This window comes from Blautia sp. An46, from assembly GCF_002161645.1.
Classification (GTDB): Bacteria; Bacillota; Clostridia; order Lachnospirales; family Lachnospiraceae; genus Blautia; species Blautia ornithocaccae.
Map to the genome: position 1 here is coordinate 54,637 of NZ_NFIF01000018.1, position 18,315 is coordinate 72,951.

The 18,315-nt window shown below is 44.3% G+C and carries 20 protein-coding genes; 15 read left to right on the plus strand and 5 right to left on the minus strand.

Annotated features, from left to right (window positions below; translation table 11 throughout):
- Positions 1-178: 178 nt before the first annotated feature.
- Complete coding sequence (locus B5G00_RS14040) at positions 179-613, minus strand: hypothetical protein (RefSeq protein WP_087273791.1); 435 nt, start codon at positions 611-613, stop codon at positions 179-181.
- 109 nt (positions 614-722) lie between these two features.
- Complete coding sequence (locus B5G00_RS14045; protein WP_087273793.1) at positions 723-1,532, minus strand: Cof-type HAD-IIB family hydrolase; 810 nt, start codon at positions 1,530-1,532, stop codon at positions 723-725.
- Positions 1,533-1,753: 221 nt separating this feature from the next.
- Here B5G00_RS14045 and B5G00_RS14050 point away from each other — a divergent pair, with 221 nt between their 5' ends.
- The 8 genes from B5G00_RS14050 (at position 1,754) to htpG (ending at position 7,744) form a co-directional block, all read left to right on the plus strand.
- Positions 1,754-2,053, plus strand: coding sequence for a DUF2325 domain-containing protein (locus B5G00_RS14050; RefSeq protein ID WP_087273796.1), 300 nt, complete (start codon positions 1,754-1,756; stop codon positions 2,051-2,053).
- Positions 2,043-2,594, plus strand: a complete 552-nt coding sequence (locus tag B5G00_RS14055; protein ID WP_087273800.1) for a DUF3793 family protein — start codon at positions 2,043-2,045, stop codon at positions 2,592-2,594. The genes B5G00_RS14050 and B5G00_RS14055 overlap by 11 nt, the downstream gene beginning before the upstream one ends.
- Before the next feature lie 30 nt (positions 2,595-2,624).
- Entirely contained in the window at positions 2,625-3,050 is a 426-nt protein-coding gene (locus tag B5G00_RS14060; protein WP_334293308.1) for a flavodoxin, read from the plus strand.
- 152 nt (positions 3,051-3,202) lie between these two features.
- Positions 3,203-3,787: a Maf family protein gene (locus B5G00_RS14065; protein ID WP_087273803.1), complete on the plus strand. Its 585-nt coding sequence runs from the start codon at positions 3,203-3,205 to the stop codon at positions 3,785-3,787.
- A gap of 6 nt (positions 3,788-3,793) precedes the next feature.
- Positions 3,794-4,471, plus strand: a complete 678-nt coding sequence (locus tag B5G00_RS14070) for an HAD family hydrolase (protein ID WP_087273806.1) — start codon at positions 3,794-3,796, stop codon at positions 4,469-4,471.
- 61 nt (positions 4,472-4,532) lie between these two features.
- Positions 4,533-4,796: a glyoxalase gene (locus B5G00_RS14075; RefSeq protein ID WP_087273809.1), complete on the plus strand. Its 264-nt coding sequence runs from the start codon at positions 4,533-4,535 to the stop codon at positions 4,794-4,796.
- Between the two features lie 78 nt (positions 4,797-4,874).
- A complete protein-coding gene (locus tag B5G00_RS14080; protein WP_087273811.1) occupies positions 4,875-5,522 on the plus strand; it encodes a class I SAM-dependent methyltransferase in 648 nt (215 codons plus the stop codon).
- A gap of 134 nt (positions 5,523-5,656) precedes the next feature.
- Complete coding sequence (gene htpG, locus B5G00_RS14085; RefSeq protein WP_087273879.1) at positions 5,657-7,744, plus strand: molecular chaperone HtpG; 2,088 nt, start codon at positions 5,657-5,659, stop codon at positions 7,742-7,744.
- 155 nt (positions 7,745-7,899) lie between these two features.
- Here htpG and B5G00_RS14090 read toward each other — a convergent pair whose 3' ends face one another.
- Genes B5G00_RS14090 through B5G00_RS14100 form a run of 3 tightly spaced genes read right to left on the minus strand, consistent with a single transcriptional unit; the run spans position 7,900 to position 10,653 of the window.
- Complete coding sequence (locus B5G00_RS14090) at positions 7,900-9,270, minus strand: NAD(P)/FAD-dependent oxidoreductase (RefSeq protein WP_087273814.1); 1,371 nt, start codon at positions 9,268-9,270, stop codon at positions 7,900-7,902.
- A 24-nt stretch (positions 9,271-9,294) separates the two neighbouring features.
- Complete coding sequence (gene nudC, locus B5G00_RS14095) at positions 9,295-10,131, minus strand: NAD(+) diphosphatase (RefSeq protein WP_087273818.1); 837 nt, start codon at positions 10,129-10,131, stop codon at positions 9,295-9,297.
- 18 nt (positions 10,132-10,149) lie between these two features.
- Positions 10,150-10,653, minus strand: a complete 504-nt coding sequence (locus B5G00_RS14100; RefSeq protein WP_087273821.1) for a DUF5721 family protein — start codon at positions 10,651-10,653, stop codon at positions 10,150-10,152.
- 194 nt (positions 10,654-10,847) lie between these two features.
- Between B5G00_RS14100 and B5G00_RS14105 the strand changes: the two genes are divergently transcribed.
- The 7 genes from B5G00_RS14105 to speB all read left to right on the plus strand — a co-directional run bounded on the left by B5G00_RS14105 (position 10,848) and on the right by speB (position 18,296).
- On the plus strand, positions 10,848-11,687 hold the full coding sequence (locus B5G00_RS14105; protein ID WP_087273823.1) for a DegV family protein: 840 nt from the start codon (positions 10,848-10,850) through the stop codon (positions 11,685-11,687).
- A 277-nt stretch (positions 11,688-11,964) separates the two neighbouring features.
- On the plus strand, positions 11,965-13,017 hold the full coding sequence (locus tag B5G00_RS14110) for an inorganic phosphate transporter (RefSeq protein ID WP_087273881.1): 1,053 nt from the start codon (positions 11,965-11,967) through the stop codon (positions 13,015-13,017).
- Positions 13,018-13,028: 11 nt separating this feature from the next.
- Positions 13,029-13,652 carry a DUF47 domain-containing protein gene (locus B5G00_RS14115; RefSeq protein ID WP_087273825.1) on the plus strand — a complete coding sequence of 208 codons (624 nt, stop codon included), beginning with the start codon at positions 13,029-13,031 and terminating at the stop codon, positions 13,650-13,652.
- A 673-nt stretch (positions 13,653-14,325) separates the two neighbouring features.
- On the plus strand, positions 14,326-15,084 hold the full coding sequence (speD, locus tag B5G00_RS14120; protein WP_087273827.1) for an adenosylmethionine decarboxylase: 759 nt from the start codon (positions 14,326-14,328) through the stop codon (positions 15,082-15,084).
- A gap of 59 nt (positions 15,085-15,143) precedes the next feature.
- Complete coding sequence (locus B5G00_RS14125) at positions 15,144-16,598, plus strand: aminotransferase class I/II-fold pyridoxal phosphate-dependent enzyme (RefSeq protein WP_087273829.1); 1,455 nt, start codon at positions 15,144-15,146, stop codon at positions 16,596-16,598.
- Between the two features lie 2 nt (positions 16,599-16,600).
- On the plus strand, positions 16,601-17,461 hold the full coding sequence (speE, locus tag B5G00_RS14130; RefSeq protein ID WP_087273831.1) for a polyamine aminopropyltransferase: 861 nt from the start codon (positions 16,601-16,603) through the stop codon (positions 17,459-17,461).
- A complete protein-coding gene (gene speB, locus B5G00_RS14135) occupies positions 17,442-18,296 on the plus strand; it encodes an agmatinase (RefSeq protein WP_087273833.1) in 855 nt (284 codons plus the stop codon). The genes speE and speB overlap by 20 nt, the downstream gene beginning before the upstream one ends.
- The last annotated feature ends 19 nt before the right edge of the window (positions 18,297-18,315 follow it).

The following is an 18,315-nucleotide window of genomic DNA, read 5'->3' on the forward strand; positions in this document are numbered from 1 at the left end:
ACGGATTAAAAGTTACTCCTTCAAGAGAGGCCGCCCCTTTGCGGCCAGTCAAAACCCCGTATGCTTGCATCGGGGTTTTTGACCCTCGCGGCAGTCGCCAAATGGACATGCGAGCATGCCCGCTTGGCTCGTTGCTCGCGGGAATAAAGTATGATATTTGCACAAATGCATCAACAGTTTATGACTCTTTTGAATCATCAACTGCTTCTTTAATATTTTCTGCGGTTTCTTCTACCTTTTCCGCTGCCTTTTCTACAGTCTCAGCTGCATCAGATACGGCTTCCTTTCCAGCCTCTTTTACTTCTTCAGCGACTTCAGATGCTGCTGAGGAAAAAGACTCTTCTTCTTCAAAGATGTCATCGTCAACGAAATCATCGGTGTGCTCTTTTACCTTACTTACCGCATTATCCACAGATTTTTCTACAACGTCTTTCAGCCGGGAGGCAACATTGACCGCTGAGGCGGCAGTTTCCTTAATATTATCCTGAAAATCTGCAAATTCCTCCTGGAGATCAGGATCTTCGCTTTTCTTTTTTACGAAGTAATAAACTGCTGCGCCTGCAGCGGCTCCAAGAGCCCCTGCACCTAAAAGTTTTTTGCCAAAATTTCCCATATTCTCTAAATCCTTTCTTTACAATTCAGACATTTGTAATGCAACTACCCGTCTAATAATATTTTCTCTATTATAATCCAACTTATAAGAAGAATGGAAGGGGTTTTCATTAATTTTCTATAAAGTTTTTAATGATTTCACGGATTCCGCCGTGATTATTATCGGATTTTGTGATGTAATCAGCCACTTTTTTGACTTCTGCTGTGCCATTTGCCATGGCAATACCTGTATGAGCTGCTTTCAGCATGGCTATGTCATTTTCTGCATCACCTGCCGCATAAGTGTTTTCTATGGGGACATTCAGAAGCTGGCAGAGTATATGGATGGCATTGCCTTTGGACACTCCTAAAGGTACATGTTCCAGATAATAATCACTGGAGAAAAACAGTGAAATTTTATCTTTTGACCAATCCTCCAGAGAACGACGGTATGCCTGATGATGCTCTCGGTCATGAAGGCAGGAAGTAAGGATTTTGAAAGGTTCTTTCGTCAGTTCTCCTGGAGGGTCCGGGAGGATGCGGACAGGCATACTGGTATGGGCAGCATATTCTCGCAGCTCCTCACTGTCTGTTGCTGCCAGTACATATCCATCCTCATAAGTCTGACAATGAATATGGAATTTTTTCGCCTGCTGAAAAATATACTGAACATAAGGAAGAGGGATTGTTTTCTTATAGAGTATTTTCTGAGAGGTACAATCGTAGATCAGGCCTCCGTTGTAGGTTATGGCATAGGACTGCTTTTGAACGGATGCCAGCTCTTCTATATAAGGCAGGGCGGAAGAAAGGGAGCGTCCGGTAGAGATTACAGTTATGTTCCCCTGGCGTGAGGCATAATCGATGGCCTCCAGATTTTCAGAAGATATTTTCTTGTCCCGGTTCAGGAGAGTACCGTCTAAATCGGTGAATAAAATTTTCATTGGGAGCCTCCTTATATCTGTACAATGGTTTTAGTTTAGCATATGAAAAATTTTCCGTCAAATTTTAAAAACTTGTTGACAGGAAGAGAAAAAGCAAGTAATATGATAGTTAGTTAAAACTAATTAAGCAAAACTAATTTAAGGAATATAAAACGGATAGAGGATCCGTTTTCTTTTTCCATAGGAGTTAGAAAAAGCTAACTAGAAAGGAGCGATTCCATATGAGTATTGTAATTATAGGCGGCAATGAGAGAATGGTAACAAGATATGAAAACCTCTGTCAGGACTATGGATGTAAGGCAAAGGTTTTTGTAAAGGAGCATGGCTCTATCAAGAAAAAGATGGGCTGTCCGGATCTGCTTCTTTTATTTACAAACACAGTTTCTCATAAAATGGTTATGAATGCTTCTCAGGAGGCAAAGAGAAATAATATACCGATTGTCAGGATCCACAGAAGCAGCACATCAGCCCTTCAGTCGGTTCTGGAAGATATTAAAGGAGGGCAGGTAAATGCTGGATAAGTTTCTGATAAGGCACAGCGCCCCTACACTAGCAGGACTGAAGACTGCAAATCTTTTCTGGTATCCCTGGGAAAAAGAAGAGGAGTTCCGTGAAGTCCTTTCTCAGTGGAGAAAAATTTTTCAGGAAAAAGGCCTGGATCTTCATGTGATGAAAGTAAACGGACACAGAGCCCTCCTGTATGTTTTTCGAGTTGGAAAGCTGGATGAGGAACTGAAAAGGGAAAAGACCAGAGCAATTTTAAAGACTCAGGGATATTGCTATGAGACTGCAGAGGAAGCTATTGAAATCCTGAAAGACAGAATGGGAGACGAGGGAGAGTTCCCCCATGAGGTAGGCCTTTTCCTGGGATACCCTGAAGATGACGTCTGGGGATTTATGGTGAATCAGGGAAAGAACTGTAAGTGCTGTGGATGCTGGAAAGTGTATTGTGATGAATGTTCTGCCATGAAGACCTTCTGCAAATTTAAAAAATGCGAAGAAGTTTATCAGAGACTGTTTCTGGCAGGAAAGCCTGTGAGGCAGCTGATCGTGGCTGCTTAGCATACAAAATAATTTTAAAGAGAGGTATATATTATGAAAACAGCAGTTGTATACTGGAGTGGAACAGGAAATACAGAGGCTATGGCTCAGGAAGTAGAACAGGGAATGAAAGATGCAGGAGCAGAAGCAGAGGTGTTTGAAGCAGCGGCTTTCTCCGGTGATAAGATGGCAGAATATGACGCCATTGCTTTTGGCTGCCCTTCTATGGGTGACGAAGAACTGGAAGATACAGAATTTGCACCAATGTTCGATGACTGCAAAAACGGCTTGTCAGGAAAGAAAATCGGCCTTTTCGGCTCATATGGCTGGGGAGACGGTGAATGGATGCGGAACTGGGAAGCCTCCTGCAAAGAAGCGGGAGCAAATTTGATACAGGATGGCGTGATCTGCAACGAAGAGCCAGATGACGAGGCAAAAGAGGCCTGCAGAAATCTGGGAAAGACCCTGGCCCAGTAATATCCCAGAAGGTTAACGAACAGTTTTGATAGAAATAAAGAATCAGAGATCCTGCAGCTTGCTGTAAGGTCTCTGATTTTTTAGTTGCATACCTTTCAGAGACAGGCTATACTTAAAAGCAAAGAAACAGAGAAATACAAAAGGAGCATGACATGAGAAAAATCATACTTGCAAGCGCTTCTCCCCGGCGTCGGGAGCTATTGGAACAGATTGGCGCTGTGTTTGAAGTCTGTCCGGCAAAAGGAGAGGAGAAAATCACAAAGACAGATCCGGGAGAGGCAGTAGAAGAATTATCTTTGGGAAAATGCCGGGAGATTTTTTCTGAACAGAAAGATGATGTGACTGTGATCGGAGCAGACACGATTGTGACTCTGGATGGAAAAATTCTGGGGAAGCCCAGTTCCCAAGAGGATGCTGTCAAAATGCTTTCTATGCTTCGCGGAAGGTCTCATCAGGTATTTACCGGGGTAACGGTCATGAGCAGAGAAGGAGAAAATGTTCAGACCCTTACTTTTCATGAGTCCTCTCAGGTAAGTTTTTATCCAATGTCAGACAGGGAAATACAGGATTATGTTCACAGCGGCGAGCCTATGGATAAGGCCGGCGCCTATGGCATTCAGGGGAAAGGCGCGGTTTTTGTCCGGGAGATACAGGGCGATTATAACAATGTAGTAGGGCTGCCGGTGGCAAGGCTCTACCAGGAAATGAAAAATATGGGAATTCAGATTAGGGAGTGAGAAGACATGTATAAAGCCTGTATTTTTGACTTGGATGGAACCATTGCTGATACAGTAGAGTCTATTGCTTATGTGGGAAATCGAACCCTGGCCCATTTTCATCTGCCCCCTATTCCGGTAGAGGATTATAATTTTTACGCGGGAAACGGAGCCGATGAATTGGTGCGGAGGATGCTTGCCGCTGTACCCGGAGGCGACAAAGCAGATTATGAGCAGGTCCGCAGACTGTACAGAAAATGGTTTGCGGAAGATCCGTTTTACCATGTGAAGCCTTTTGAAGGGATTATAGAGATGTTGGAGGAGCTGAAAAAAGAAGGGATGAAGATAGCTGTTCTTTCTAATAAGCCCCATGAAGCTGCTGTGGAGGTAGTGGAAAAAATTTTCGGACAGGAGATGTTCCATAAAGTCCAGGGACAGACGGAAAAGGTGCCAAGAAAACCTTCCCCCATAGGAGCACTGACTATTGCAGAGGAATTTTCTGTAGAACCTCAGGAATGTCTGTACCTGGGAGATACGGATACAGATATGGAGACCGGACATGGCGCGGGAATGTTTACTATTGGTGTGACTTGGGGATTTAGACCCAGAAAAGAACTGGAGGAGCATAGAGCGGACTTGATTGTGGACAGGCCGGCTCAGATTTTGGAATTTTTAAAGAAATCTAGAGAAAATCAGAAATTATAACAGAAAGAGAATGGGGATAAAAACCACTGCATACATACAAAATATAAGGGAGGAAATGAGAATGAACGAATACAGCGATGAATGCATTTTAACCTTTTTGAAAAACCAGGGACAGCTTTTTTCCGAGCCGGTTGCAGAGACTATGGAAGAGGCAGAGGCCTTTCTGGAGGACTGCATGGCTGAGGTAGTGGATTCTCTGAAAGAAGTACGGGAATATTTTGAGGAAAGCGGTATGGACGTGGATGGAATGTCCGATGAAGAATTGGAGGAATCCAGCGAGGTATTTCCTTTGCCGGGAGGAGGATATCTGATCGTTGAGGGGTAGGCTGCGGAAAGCAGAAATAAGAAGTGGTCAAGATAGGTACAGACGAAATAATGATAAACCAGGAACAGGAGTGAGACCATGAAAAGTAACAGGCAGGACAGCCAGAAATTTTGGAACGGGCGTTCAAAAGTATATGATGCTCAGGTAATCCCGGAATATAAAAGCGCTTATAAAAAAACAGTGAAGCGCTCGGCACGTTTTTTAGATAAGGAAGATATCGTGTTGGAGATTGGCTGCGGTACGGGAAACGCTACGATTCCTCTTGCCGGCTATGTTAAGGAAATTACAGCCATAGATACATCAAAAGATATGATGGACAAGGCTAAAGAAAAAGCCGGGAAAGCTGGAAAAAACAATATCCATTTTGTGAAAAAGGACCTTATGGAACTAAAAGAAAAGGCGGAGAGTTATGATGCAGTGACAGCCTATAATGTACTGCTTTATATGAAGAATCAGGGTGAGGTTCTCAGAAGGATTCATGATCTTCTGAAACCAGGAGGAATTTTTATCTCTGCTACGGACTGTCTGGCGAGAAACTTTTCTCCTGTGGCCGTGGAGAAATTCTGGAAAAGCAAGCTGGGCCTGATGCCCTATGTTTCTTTTGAAACGCCTATTGGCCTTATGCGGAAAATCCAGAAACATGGTTTTCTGATTCTGGAGATTGTAAACCTCCATCAGAATCCCCCGAATATCTTCATTGTAGCACAGAAAGTAGAAAAGAAATAAGAATTATTAGCACTCATGAAAAATGAGTGCTAATTTTTTCTTGACTTTTCAGATTTTGGGTATTAATATGTTCTTTAGACGGGGCAAGTGTAGAGGTCCCAATGCTAAAAGAAGAAAAAGGAGATGGATTTATCATGGCTAATAAGCGTGGTACTTTATCAATTAATAGTGACAATATTTTTCCAATCATTAAAAAATGGCTGTATTCTGATCATGACATTTTTGTCCGTGAGATGATTTCTAATGGCTGCGACGCTATTACAAAGCTGAAAAAACTGGAGGTTATGGGAGACTATACTTTCCCGGAAGGTCATAAGAATAAAATCGAAGTTATCGTAAATCCGGAAGAGAAAACTCTGAAGTTTATTGATACAGGTCTTGGTATGACTGCTGATGAGGTAGAAGAATATATTACCCAGATCGCCTTCTCAGGTGCTACAGAGTTTCTGGAAAAATACAAAGACAAGACCAATGACGATCAGATCATCGGCCATTTTGGACTGGGATTCTATTCTGCATTTATGGTTGCTGATGAGGTGCATATTGATACTCTTTCTTATAAAGAAGGGGCTGCCCCTGTTCACTGGGAATGTGACGGCGGCACCGAATATGAGATGGGAGAAGGAAACCGTACTCAGGTAGGTACAGAGATTACCCTGTTCTTAAATGAGGACAGCCTGGAGTTTGCCAATGAGTATAGAATGAGAGAAATCATTGAAAAATACTGTTCTTTCATGCCTGTGGAAATCTTCCTTTCCAAAGCCAATGCCCCTCAGGAATATGAGACCATTGAAGAGTCTGAACTGAGAGAAGATGACGTGGTTGTAGAACATATCCACGAAGATGCCAAGACAGAGGAAAAAGAGAATGACAAAGGTGAAAAAGAGACGGTAGAAGTTTCTCCTGCCAGAGATATGGTGAAGATCAACAAGCGCCCGGTTTCTTTAAGCGACACCCATCCTCTGTGGATGAAGCATCCCAATGAGTGTACAGAAGAGGAATACAAAGAGTTTTACCGGAAAGTCTTTATGGACTATAAAGAGCCTCTGTTCTGGATCCATCTGAATATGGATTATCCTTTTAACTTAAAGGGTATCCTGTATTTCCCGAAGATCAATATGGAGTATGAATCTATTGAGGGAACTATTAAACTGTATAACAACCAGGTATTCATAGCTGATAATATTAAAGAGGTGATCCCGGAGTTCCTTATGCTGTTAAAGGGTGTTATCGACTGTCCGGATCTGCCTTTGAACGTATCCAGAAGTGCGCTTCAGAATGATGGATTTGTGAAGAAGATTTCTGACTATATCAGCAAGAAGGTAGCAGATAAGCTTACTGGAATGTGCAAGACTGACAGAGAAAATTATGAGAAATACTGGGACGATATCAGCCCGTTTATCAAGTTTGGCTGCATTAAAGACAGCAAATTCTCTGAGAGAATGATGGATTATATCCTCTATAAGAACCTGGATGGAAAATACCTTACACTGGAGGACTGCATTAAAGAAAATACGCCTGAGAAAACAGAAGAAGAGGTAAAGGAAGAGCAGGAACAGGTAACTGAAGAGAATAAAGAGGAGACAGCGAAAGAAGCTATGGAAGAAGCTAAAAAAGAGCCTGAAAAGATAAACATCTATTATGTGACAGATGAAGTGCAGCAGAGCCAGTATATTAACATGTTTAAGGAACAGGGGCTGGATGCAGTAATCCTGAAACATAACATTGACTCCCCTTTTATCTCTCACGTTGAGCAGTCAAAGGAGAATGTAAGATTCCTTCGTATTGATGCCGATGTATCTGAAGCAGTAAAGGAAGAGGATGGAAAGAATCTGGAAGAGGAGACCAAAGAACTGTCAGAAATCTTCAAGAAGGCCCTGAATAAGGAAAACCTGACAGTAAAGGTAGAAAATCTGAAAAATGAGAATGTATCTTCTATGATGACGATTTCCGAAGAAAGCCGCCGTATGCAGGAAATGATGAAAATGTACAACATGTATGGTATGGACCCATCTATGTTCGGCGGACAGGAGACACTGGTATTAAATGCCAAAAACAAGCTGGTACAGTATGTACTGGAGCACAAGGATGGAGAGAATATCCAGATGTTCTGTGAGCAGCTCTATGACCTGGCTCTGCTCAGCCACAGACAGCTCACTCCTGAAGAAATGACAAAATTTGTTGCCAGAAGCAATGAGATCATGCTGAAGCTGGCTCAATAAATTCATAAAACAGGCTATAAAATGCCTGACAGAGAAAAAGAATGCTCTGAGAGTTTTTCTAAACGCGAAAATTTCGTGTAGGAGAAGAATCTCAGAGCGTTTTTTGTGGAAATTTCTGTTTACCCTCAGTGTACTTATATCTGGAAAGCAAAAATTTATAAATGTTCTAATATATGTCTGGCTACATAGACTCCTGAGGCAGAAGCGTGGGAAAGGGAATGGGTAACGCCGCTGCCGTCTCCAATGATATAAAGGCCTTTATAAGGACTTTCCAGGTTTTCATCAATCTTGACTTCCATATTATAAAATTTCACTTCTACGCCGTAGAGGAGCGTATCGTCATTGGCAGTGCCGGGAGCAATTTTATCCAGAGCCTGGATCATTTCGATGATACCGTCCAGAATTCGTTTAGGCAGTACCAGGCTTAGGTCTCCAGGTGTGGCTTTGAGGGTAGGACGCACCAGTCCTTCATCAATACGGCGGGCAGTACTGCGCCGGCCTCGCATCAGATCTCCGAAGCGCTGGACAATAACTCCTCCTCCCAGCATGTTGGACAACCGGGCAATACTCTCTCCATAGCCGTTGCTGTCACGGAAAGGCTCAGAAAAGTGCTTGGAGACCAGCAAGGCAAAGTTAGTGTTTTCCGTCCGCATATTGACATCTTCATAACTGTGGCCGTTGGCTGTAATAATGCCGTTAGTATTTTCGTTTACTACAATGCCATAGGGATTCATACAGAAGGTACGGACATTGTCCTCAAACTTTTCCGTTCTGTATACAATCTTGCTTTCGTAGAGCTCATCGGTGAGATGAGAGAAGATTACTGCCGGAAGTTCTACCCGGACTCCCAGATCTACCCGGTTGGAAAGGGTGGGGATGGAGAGCTGCCGGCAGACAGATTCCATCCATTTACTGCCGCTGCGGCCTACGGAGACAATACATTTTTCACAGTCCGCAGAAGTATTTCCGAAAAATACCCGGAAACCCGGAGATAGGACTTCTACGGAAGATACAGGAGTATTGAAATAAAAATCGACTTTATCTTTTAATTCATGGTACAGGTTTTCCAGGACCACATAGTTCAGATCTGTTCCCAGATGACGTATAGAGGCGTCTAAAAGATGAAGCTTGTTCTGGAGGCAGAGCTTTTTAAATCGGGTTCCTGCAGTGGAATACAGCTTTGTGTTTTCTGCCCCATGGGAGAGGTTGATCTGGTCCACGTAATTCATCAGATCCAGAGCCGTCTGCCGCCCTATATGTTCGTACAGAGTGCCGCCAAAATTGTTGGTGATGTTATATTTGCCGTCTGAAAAGGCTCCTGCGCCGCCGAATCCGCTCATAATGGCACAGGTTTTGCAGTTGACACAGGAGGTGACTTTTTCCCCGTCAATGGGACAGCGGCGTTTTTCCAGGGGATTTCCTGCTTCAAATACGGCAATTTTCAGATTCCGTTGTTCTTTTGTGAGCTCATAGGCAGAATAGATTCCTCCTGGCCCGGCTCCTATAATGATAATATCGTACTGCATAGCAATTCCTCCATTTGGCTAAGATCAATCCAGCCCTTTCTTAAACTGGATCATCATCTCCCGTGTCAGGCTCACATCATATTCGTCATAGGGAATATCCTCTCTTTCAAACCACTCTGCTTCAGACAGCTCGTCTTCCTCCAGAGTGATGTGGTCGCTGCCATCCAGGTCGCAGTAGAATCCCATCAGGAGACTGCTGGACAGAGACCAGGGCTGGCTTTTATAATAGCGGATATTTTTGACCTTTAGTCCCACTTCCTCCATAACTTCCCTCTTTACCGTTTCTTCCAGAGTTTCCCCGATTTCTGCAAACCCTGCGATAAGAGCGTAGCGCCGGGCAGTTCCTCCTGCATATTTAGACATGAGAAGCCGGTTTCCATTCCGTACACCTACGATTACAGCAGGAGAAATTTTTGGATACTCGGTGTTTTTGCAGTGAGGACAGTACATCATCCTTTCTCTAGTGTCGTGGATCAGAGAATGTCCGCATTTTCCGCAGAACTTTCTGGTGGAGTACCAGTTGTAAAGCTGATAACCGGTAATCAGGGCGAAGCCGTTTACCTGGGGTCCCAGATTCCGGAAGATGATAATGTCCTCCATAGTATAACCAGGAAGGGCTTCTAAAGATTCTTCTTGGGTAAGATAATAATTCCTTCCATCAATGGAGAATAGATAGGTATAAGATTTATAAATCCGGGGATAATATTCCCCAGTATACTGGAAATCAGGAAAGGAAAAAGTATCTTCTGTGATTTTTACCAGCACTTTCCGCTCCTGAAAGAAAAGAATACAGTCCCCGCCCTTTGGAGGCACCGGACGGTATTCGTTATGATAGCAGTGACTGCCAAGATCCTGGATCATAGATATAACCTCCGTTTTCTATACAGATTCCCAGAGAATCTGCTGTTGTTTAAAATATTTCAGGACAAGCTCGTCCCAGGCGTGGTCCAGGGACTTGTCCAGAGTAAAGGTCTTCAGAGAAGTACCTGTGGTACAGGTAAGATGAGCTCCGTCATACTGAAAATTTAAAAACAGACCAAAAATTTCTTCAGTTGTGTAAGAAAGCCCGCTTCCCTGAAGCAGCTTTTCTGTATTTTTGCTGGAAAGACGGAATATGATCTTAAAATGAAGAGGAGTCTTTTTTCCCCTTATTATAGAAAAGCAGAAAGGCTTGATATCTTTCCATAAAGCGTAATTCCGCCGTTCTTCCTGAAGCTGCTGGTTCTCTTCTGTGTCAAAGAACTCTTCATGGAGATTTCCTTCAATGGAGTAAGTCACAGAAGTGGTAATAGATGCTTCACTGAGCCAGAAGGAGTCAAAGGCATTACCGATCAAAAGCTTTGACATGAAATCTTTAATATCCTGAATTTTTACAGCAATCATATAAATACAGGCCTCATTTCTGATAAGTTCTGGGACTGTTCAAAGAGGAACAGCCTTTTTGAACAGAACCAATAACAGTATAAACGAAAAGAGAAAAAAATCCTAGAGTTTTCCCGGAAAAAACCTTTTCAAATAGAATCAGGTGTGTTATCATAAGACATGGTATTAAAAACTACATAAAGAGGTTGTGAAAAATGAGTTATAAAATTATTATAGATAGCTGCGGAGAGCTTTTAGAGAGATGGAAAACAGATGAGCACATTGAAAGCGCTCCCCTTACACTGACAGTAGACGGCGAGGACATTGTGGATGATGAAACTTTTGACCAGGCATATTTCCTGAAAAAGATTGCAGACAGCCCCAACTGTCCAAAGTCTTCCTGTCCATCCCCGGAAAAATATATGGATGCCTTTGACTGTGATGCAGAACATGTTTATGCAGTGACTCTTTCCTCTAATCTCAGCGGTTCTTACAACAGCGCTGTACTGGGAAGAAACCTGCTCCTGGAGAATAAACCGGAGAAAAAAATTCATGTATTCGATTCCTGCTCAGCTTCTGTAGGAGAGACTTTAATCGCTTTGAAGATTGAAGAATGTGAGCAGGCAGGCATGGAGTTTGAGGAAACTGTGGAGACCGTAAATAAATATATAGAGTCTCAGAAGACCTATTTTGTTCTGGAAAATCTGGAGACCCTGAGAAAGAACGGAAGGCTCAGCAATTTAAAAGCTTTTGTTGCCAGCGCCCTGAAGATCAAACCAGTAATGGGCTCTACTCCTGAAGGAACCATTGCCCAGCTTGACCAGGCCAGAGGAATCAACAAAGCCCTGGTGAAGATGGTAGACTACGTGGCTAAGGGAGCTGTGGACAGCAAGAATAAAGTATTGGGCATTACCCACTGCAATTGTCCGGCCAGGGCAGAAATCGTGAAAGACGCCATATTAAAGAGGATTCCTGTAAAAGATGTAGTGCTTCTGGATACTGCAGGGGTCAGCACTATGTATGCCAATGACGGCGGCGTTATCGTAGTTATCTGATATTCAAGAAAAAATTCAAGAAAAACCTGTTCCGTGAAAACCGTCTAAGATGGGGGAAAACGGAACAGGTTTTTTGTATAATGTGTCCTGTTGACAATGAAAAGATTGAATGTTATATTTGGATTAAATCTGTGTAAAATATAATGACAGGAGGAAGACAAAAAAAGAAAGTATGAGGATGCCTAAGCCTTTATGGCTATGCATGATTAGTCTTCCCTCTGTCATTTTTTGCTGGAAAAAAGAAAAATATAAGACAAAAGAAGAAGGAGAGGCATATATGGATTTATCATTTTCTTATTTTTGCCAGGCAGTTATTTCGAATCCGGTGATGCTTGTTACTGTAGCCTTGACTCTGGGAGTTATCTTTGTAAATGGATGGACAGATGCGCCAAATGCCATTGCCACTTGTATCGGTACTCGCAGTATGAATGTACGCCACGCCATCTGGATGAGTGCGGTGTTTAACTTTCTGGGCGTTCTGGTCATGACACACATCAACAGTTCTGTGGCTTCTACCATCAGCAATATGGTTGATTTCGGAGGCAGGACTGACCAGGCTCTGGTAGCTTTGTGTGCTGCATTATTTTCTATTGTGGTGTACAGTGTGGCGGCTTCTATATTCGGGATTCCTACAAGTGAAAGCCACAGCCTGATCGCAGGTCTTTCAGGAGCAGCCATTGCTGTCCAGGGTGGCATCGGAGGCATCAATTTTAATGAATGGGTAAAGGTGCTTTATGGTCTGGTACTGAGCCTGGCTCTGGGATTTTTCGTGGGTTGGGTTATCTGTAAGGGAATCACCATTATCTGCGGAAGGATGGACCGGAGAAGGACAAATACCTTTTTCCGAAACGGACAGATTTTCGGAGCTGCTTTTATGAGTTTCATGCATGGAGCTCAGGACGGACAGAAGTTTATCGGCGTTTTATTCCTGGGCATGGCTTTCTGCAATGGACAGAACAGTGTAGAGGGAATGGTGATCCCAGTGTGGCTGATGATGCTCTGCTCCATTGTTATGGGTGTAGGAACCAGTGTGGGCGGTGAGAAGATCATCAAGTCAGTGGGAATGGACATGGTAAAGCTGGAAAAATTCCAGGGATTTTCCGCGGACCTGGCAGGAGCTTTCTGTTTGCTGCTGGCCAGCGTTTCCGGTATCCCGGTGTCTACCACCCATACAAAGACCAGCGCCATCATGGGCGTTGGGGCAGTGAAACGTCTGTCTGCCATTAATTTCGGCGTGGTAAAGGATATGATGCTGACCTGGATCTTTACGTTTCCGGGCTGCGGACTGATCAGTTTCATTATGGCAAAAATATTTATGATAATTTTTTAGGAGGATAAAAAATGGCAAGAAAACAGGATGCATATTACTTCGATAATTTTATAGCATGTGCAGAAGAATCCTGCCAGGCAGCCAGCCTTCTGCGGAAGGTTCTGGGAGATTTCAAACCCCAGGAGTTGGAAAAATATCTGGAAGAGATTCATGAAATTGAACACAGGGCAGATGGGAAAAAGCATGAAATGCTGGACAGGCTGGCAAAGGAATTTATTCCTCCTATTGAGCGGGAGGATATTGTAGAGTTAAGCCAGAATATTGATACGATGACCGATCAGGTGGAAGATGTATTGATGCGGATTTATATGGGCAATGTTCAGGAAATTGAGCCGGATGCTCTGGAGATGACAGACGTAGTGATCCAGTGCTGTGAGAAGGTCCGGGACCTTTTGAAAGCCTTTTCTGATTTCCGCCATTCTAAGGAGATGAAAAATCGGATCATTGAGATTAATGATCTGGAGGAAACCTCAGACCGACTGTTTATGAAGAGTATGAGAAAGCTCCACACAGAGTGCAGCGATCCTCTTCACATCATTGTCTGGAGAGAGATTTACATCTATCTGGAGAGATGTGCAGATGCCTGCGAGCATGTGGCGGATACAGTAGAAAGTGTTGTAATGAAAAATTCATAACCCCTGAAACAGAAGGAAAAAAGTTTCTGAAAACCCTAAAACCCCGTATATCCGGTGATGCAGTTCTGCTGGATATGCGGGGTTTTTGACCATGCAGAAAAAGAGGAGAGTTTTGATAACTGGGAATTGACAAAGAAAGAAAAATCATTTATAGTAGAAGTGCTATGGGATACAAAGTTCGACAGAGGTTCCATGCAAATATTTTTTGACCACCCTTTGGGTTAAGGCCATACGGACAGCCGGGTCAACTGCCGACAGCAGCAAGGGCTGCATTATTGATTGAGTTAGAAGCTCAAATTTTATAAGTTGGTAACTTTACAACCAGTGCATGAGAAAGGTGCACATCAACTTGTGAAACGGTCAATAAGAGTAGTAAAAGTGAGATATTTGCTATATAGACTCTGAACTTTTGGGTTCCATATTTTTTTGACGGTAAGTTCCTGAAAAGGGAACTTTCAGAAGAATGAGAAGAATGTGGAAGGATCACGCAAGTAATGTGCCGAAATGCAGATTGCCTGCGTTTTTTTATTCTATAGAAAAGTCCTTCGGACTGTCCCCTCAAGACGGAGGAGAGGGGGAGTTAAAGCGGGCCTGCCTATTTTGGTTTAAGTAAGAAAGAATAAAAAAGGGATTGCACTTGTATTGATTCTATAAGTTAAAAGGAGTTCCTGATATGGGCGAAAAACTAAGGTTATATGGATTTAATAATTTAACGAAGGCGCTGAGCTTTAACATTTACGACGTCTGTTACGCCAAGACGGCCAGAGAGCAGAAGGATTATATTGCCTATATTGACGAGCAGTATAATTCTGACAGACTCAGGACCATACTGACAACTCTTACAGATATGATCGGGGCTCAGGTGCTGAATATCGCCCAGCAGGATTACGAGCCTCAGGGAGCTTCGGTTACTCTGCTTATCGCAGAGGGATCCATGATCCCGGCGGGAAGCACTCAGGTAGCCCATCTGGATAAAAGCCATGTGACGGTCCATACTTATCCGGAGTATCATCCGGAGACTTGCCTGGCTACCTTCCGGGTGGATATTGATGTAGCTACCTGCGGGGAGATCACCCCTCTTTCCACCCTGGATTATCTCATCGGTTCTTTTGATTCGGATATCATTACCATGGATTACCGGGTCAGGGGATTTACCAGAAGCGTAAACGGGGAAAAATTATTTATGGACCACAAGGTCACATCTATCCAGGACTATATCGACAGCCGTACTCTGGAAAGGTATGACGCAGTGGATATTAATGTATATGAGGCAAATATTTTCCATACGAAGATGATGGTGAAGGAGATCGATCTCCAAAACTATCTGTTTAATACGGACATCTATGAGCTTCCGCCGAAAAAGCGGCTGGATATTATGAACAGTCTGCGAAGAGAAATGATTGAAATCTTCAGTGGACGGAATATTTACTAATTTTAGCAGTTAAGCATGCTTTCAAAAGAAAGCGTATTGTATGAGCAGGAGGTGGGCATATGGGTGAAATATCCCAGGAAAACGCCCCGATTTACGAGGCATTGGAAAGACTGAGAAAGATGAGGGTGGTACCTTTTGACGTACCCGGACATAAAAGAGGAAGAGGAAATCCGGAGCTTGCCAGGCTTCTGGGAGAGAAATGCATGAGTATGGATGTAAATTCTATGAAGCCCCTGGATAATCTCTGCCATCCCGTGTCGGTGATTCGTCAGGCGGAAGAGCTGGCAGCAGAGGCCTTTGGAGCGGCCCACGCATTTTTAATGGTGGGAGGGACCACTTCCGCAGTTCAGGCTATGGTCCTTTCTGTGGCAAAGAGAGGGGAGAAGATCATTCTTCCCAGAAACGTCCACAGAAGCGTGATCGGAGCTATGGTGCTTTGCGGAGCAGTGCCGGTATATGTAAATCCCCAGTGTAATGAGCGGCTGGGAATTCCCCTGGGAATGACGGTGGAGGATGTTAAGAAGGCTATTGAAGAAAATCCGGATGCCAAAGCAGTGCTGGTGAACAATCCTACTTATTATGGAATTTGTTCTGACATAAAAACCATTGTGAAGATGGCCCATGACCATGGCATGTATTGTCTGGCAGACGAGGCCCATGGAACTCATTTTTATTTTTCCGACCAGCTTCCGGTATCTGCTATGGAAGCAGGAGCAGATATGGCTGCAGTGTCTATGCACAAATCAGGAGGAAGTCTCACACAGAGCTCCCTTCTCCTTCTGGGACCCAATATGTCCGAGGGATATGTCCGTCAGATCATAAACCTGACCCAGACTACCAGCGGCTCGTATCTTCTTCTCTCCAGTCTGGATATTTCCAGGAGGAATCTGGCTCTCAGAGGCAAGGAGACCTTTGAAAAGGTAAGAAGCTATGCAAAATACGCCAGAGCAGAGATTAACGATATTGGAGGGTATTACGCTTTCTGCAGAGAGCTGATCAATGGAAACAGCGTCTATGACTTTGATGTGACCAAGCTGGCGGTCCATACCCTGGATGTAGGGCTGGCGGGAATCGAGGTCTATGATCTTCTGAGAGACGAGTATGATATTCAGATAGAATTCGGGGACTTTGGAAACTTTCTGGCTTATCTGTCTATTGGAGACAGAAAGCAGGATATTGAGCGTCTGGTATCTGCTCTTGCGGAGATTTCCAGGAGATTCGGAAAAGAAAAAGTGAATCTTATGACCCAGGAATATGTGGATCCTCAGGTAGCGGTGTCTCCCCAGGATGCTTTTTACGCAGATAAAGAAAAGGTGGAGCTGAAGGATGCGCCGGGACGGATTTCCGGTGAATTTGTCATGTGCTATCCTCCGGGAATCCCTATTCTGGCGCCGGGAGAGCGGGTGACTCAGGAAATCCGGGAACATATTGAATATGCCAGAGAAAAAGGCTGTACTTTAACAGGAGCGGAGGATCTTGAAATCCGCCATCTCAATGTGCTGAAAGGAGTATAGACATGGATTTTTGGTTTTCTGAAAAACAGACAAAAAATGTAAAGCTGTCTATCCGGGTTGACCGGCAGCTTTACAGCGGCCACAGTGATTTCCAGCGGATTGACGTGTTTGAGTCGCCGGAGTTCGGGCGCTTCCTGACTCTTGACGGTTATATGATGCTGACGGAAAAGGATGAGTTTATTTACCATGAGATGATCACCCATATTCCTATGGCAGTACACCCCCATGTGGAGAAGGTGCTGGTCATCGGAGCGGGAGACGGCGGAGTTATCCGGGAGCTGGTCCGGTATCCGGAGATTCAGCGGATCGACCTGGTGGAGATTGACGAGATGGTGGTGGAAGTATGCAGGAAATATCTGCCCCAGACTGCCTGCCGTCTGGATGACGAGCGAGTAAAGATCCATTATGAGGACGGCCTGAAGTTCATCCGCAGATGTAAGGAAGAATACGATTTGATCATTGTGGATTCTACAGATCCTTTCGGACCGGGAGAGGGACTGTTTACCAGAGAGTTTTATGGGAACTGCTATAAAGCCCTAAAGGAAGACGGGATCATGGTAAATCAGCATGAAAGTCCTTTTTATGAGGAGGACGCCCTGGCCTGCCAGCGGGCCCATAGAAATATAACAGAATCTTTCCCCATAAGCCGGGTATATCAGGCCCATATTCCAACTTATCCATCGGGCCACTGGCTTTTTGGCTTTGCCTCCAAGAAATATCATCCTCTCCGGGACCTGAGGGAAAAGGAGTGGAATGACAGGGGAATTACTACCAGGTATTATACCACCACACTGCACAAGGGAGCTTTTTACCTCCCGGCATATGTAGAGGAGCTATTAAAAGATGTTGAGAACAAACGTTGAGACTTATCTGGAATGTGACAGAGACTATGAGGAAGCGGATATCGTGCTTTTCGGAGCGCCTTTTGATTCCAGCACTTCTTTTCGCCCTGGAACCAGATTCGGCAGCAGCGCTATCCGCCATGAGTCTTTTGGGCTGGAAAGCTACAGTCCTTATCAGGACCGGGATCTGAGAGATTACCGGATCATGGATTCGGGAGATCTGGAGCTGAGTTTCGGAAATACCAAGCTGGCCCTGGCAGATATCGAAGAGCGGGCCGGAATCATACTGAATGACGGGAAGATCCCTTTTATGCTGGGCGGAGAACATCTGGTGACATTGGGAGCTTTCCGGGCAGCGATCAAAAAATTTCCGGACATCCATGTGATTCATTTTGACGCCCATGCAGATCTGCGCCAGGACTATCTGGGAGCAGAACTTTCCCACGCCTGTGTGCTGAGAAGATGCTGGGAGCTGGCAGGAGACGGACGTATCTATCAGTTTGGTATCCGCTCCGGAGACCGGGAAGAATTTTACTGGGGAAAAGACCATGTAAAAACCAGAAAATTTGATTTTGAGGGCCTTGAGGAAACCCTGGAACAACTGAAGGATGTTCCTGTTTACTTTACTCTGGATCTGGATGTGCTGGATCCTTCCGTATTTCCGGGAACAGGTACGCCGGAACCTGGCGGGGCCTCCTTTGAGGAGCTTCGCAAAGCAGCCACCCTGGTCTGCCAAAAGAGTAATGTGGTGGCCTGCGACGTAAATGAGCTGAGCCCTCATTACGATCAGAGCGGGGCTTCCACTGCCGTGGCCTGCAAGATCGTCCGGGAGATGCTTCTGGCACTGGGTAAATAGAAGTAAGCATACGAATGCA

Coding starts and splice junctions, on each gene's coding strand:
- speD (WP_087273827.1), top strand. CDS start 14,326: ATGGGCGAAAAACTAAGGTTATATGGATTTAATAATTTAACGAAGGCG.
- nudC (WP_087273818.1), bottom strand. CDS start 10,131: ATGATCCAGGATCTTGGCAGTCACTGCTATCATAACGAATACCGTCCG.
- B5G00_RS14065 (WP_087273803.1), top strand. CDS start 3,203: ATGAGAAAAATCATACTTGCAAGCGCTTCTCCCCGGCGTCGGGAGCTA.
- B5G00_RS14080 (WP_087273811.1), top strand. CDS start 4,875: ATGAAAAGTAACAGGCAGGACAGCCAGAAATTTTGGAACGGGCGTTCA.
- B5G00_RS14090 (WP_087273814.1), bottom strand. CDS start 9,270: ATGCAGTACGATATTATCATTATAGGAGCCGGGCCAGGAGGAATCTAT.
- speE (WP_087273831.1), top strand. CDS start 16,601: ATGGATTTTTGGTTTTCTGAAAAACAGACAAAAAATGTAAAGCTGTCT.
- B5G00_RS14110 (WP_087273881.1), top strand. CDS start 11,965: ATGGATTTATCATTTTCTTATTTTTGCCAGGCAGTTATTTCGAATCCG.
- B5G00_RS14125 (WP_087273829.1), top strand. CDS start 15,144: ATGGGTGAAATATCCCAGGAAAACGCCCCGATTTACGAGGCATTGGAA.
- B5G00_RS14100 (WP_087273821.1), bottom strand. CDS start 10,653: ATGATTGCTGTAAAAATTCAGGATATTAAAGATTTCATGTCAAAGCTT.
- B5G00_RS14075 (WP_087273809.1), top strand. CDS start 4,533: ATGAACGAATACAGCGATGAATGCATTTTAACCTTTTTGAAAAACCAG.
- B5G00_RS14105 (WP_087273823.1), top strand. CDS start 10,848: ATGAGTTATAAAATTATTATAGATAGCTGCGGAGAGCTTTTAGAGAGA.
- B5G00_RS14070 (WP_087273806.1), top strand. CDS start 3,794: ATGTATAAAGCCTGTATTTTTGACTTGGATGGAACCATTGCTGATACA.
- B5G00_RS14115 (WP_087273825.1), top strand. CDS start 13,029: ATGGCAAGAAAACAGGATGCATATTACTTCGATAATTTTATAGCATGT.
- B5G00_RS14050 (WP_087273796.1), top strand. CDS start 1,754: ATGAGTATTGTAATTATAGGCGGCAATGAGAGAATGGTAACAAGATAT.
- speB (WP_087273833.1), top strand. CDS start 17,442: ATGTTGAGAACAAACGTTGAGACTTATCTGGAATGTGACAGAGACTAT.
- B5G00_RS14045 (WP_087273793.1), bottom strand. CDS start 1,532: ATGAAAATTTTATTCACCGATTTAGACGGTACTCTCCTGAACCGGGAC.
- B5G00_RS14055 (WP_087273800.1), top strand. CDS start 2,043: ATGCTGGATAAGTTTCTGATAAGGCACAGCGCCCCTACACTAGCAGGA.
- htpG (WP_087273879.1), top strand. CDS start 5,657: ATGGCTAATAAGCGTGGTACTTTATCAATTAATAGTGACAATATTTTT.
- B5G00_RS14040 (WP_087273791.1), bottom strand. CDS start 613: ATGGGAAATTTTGGCAAAAAACTTTTAGGTGCAGGGGCTCTTGGAGCC.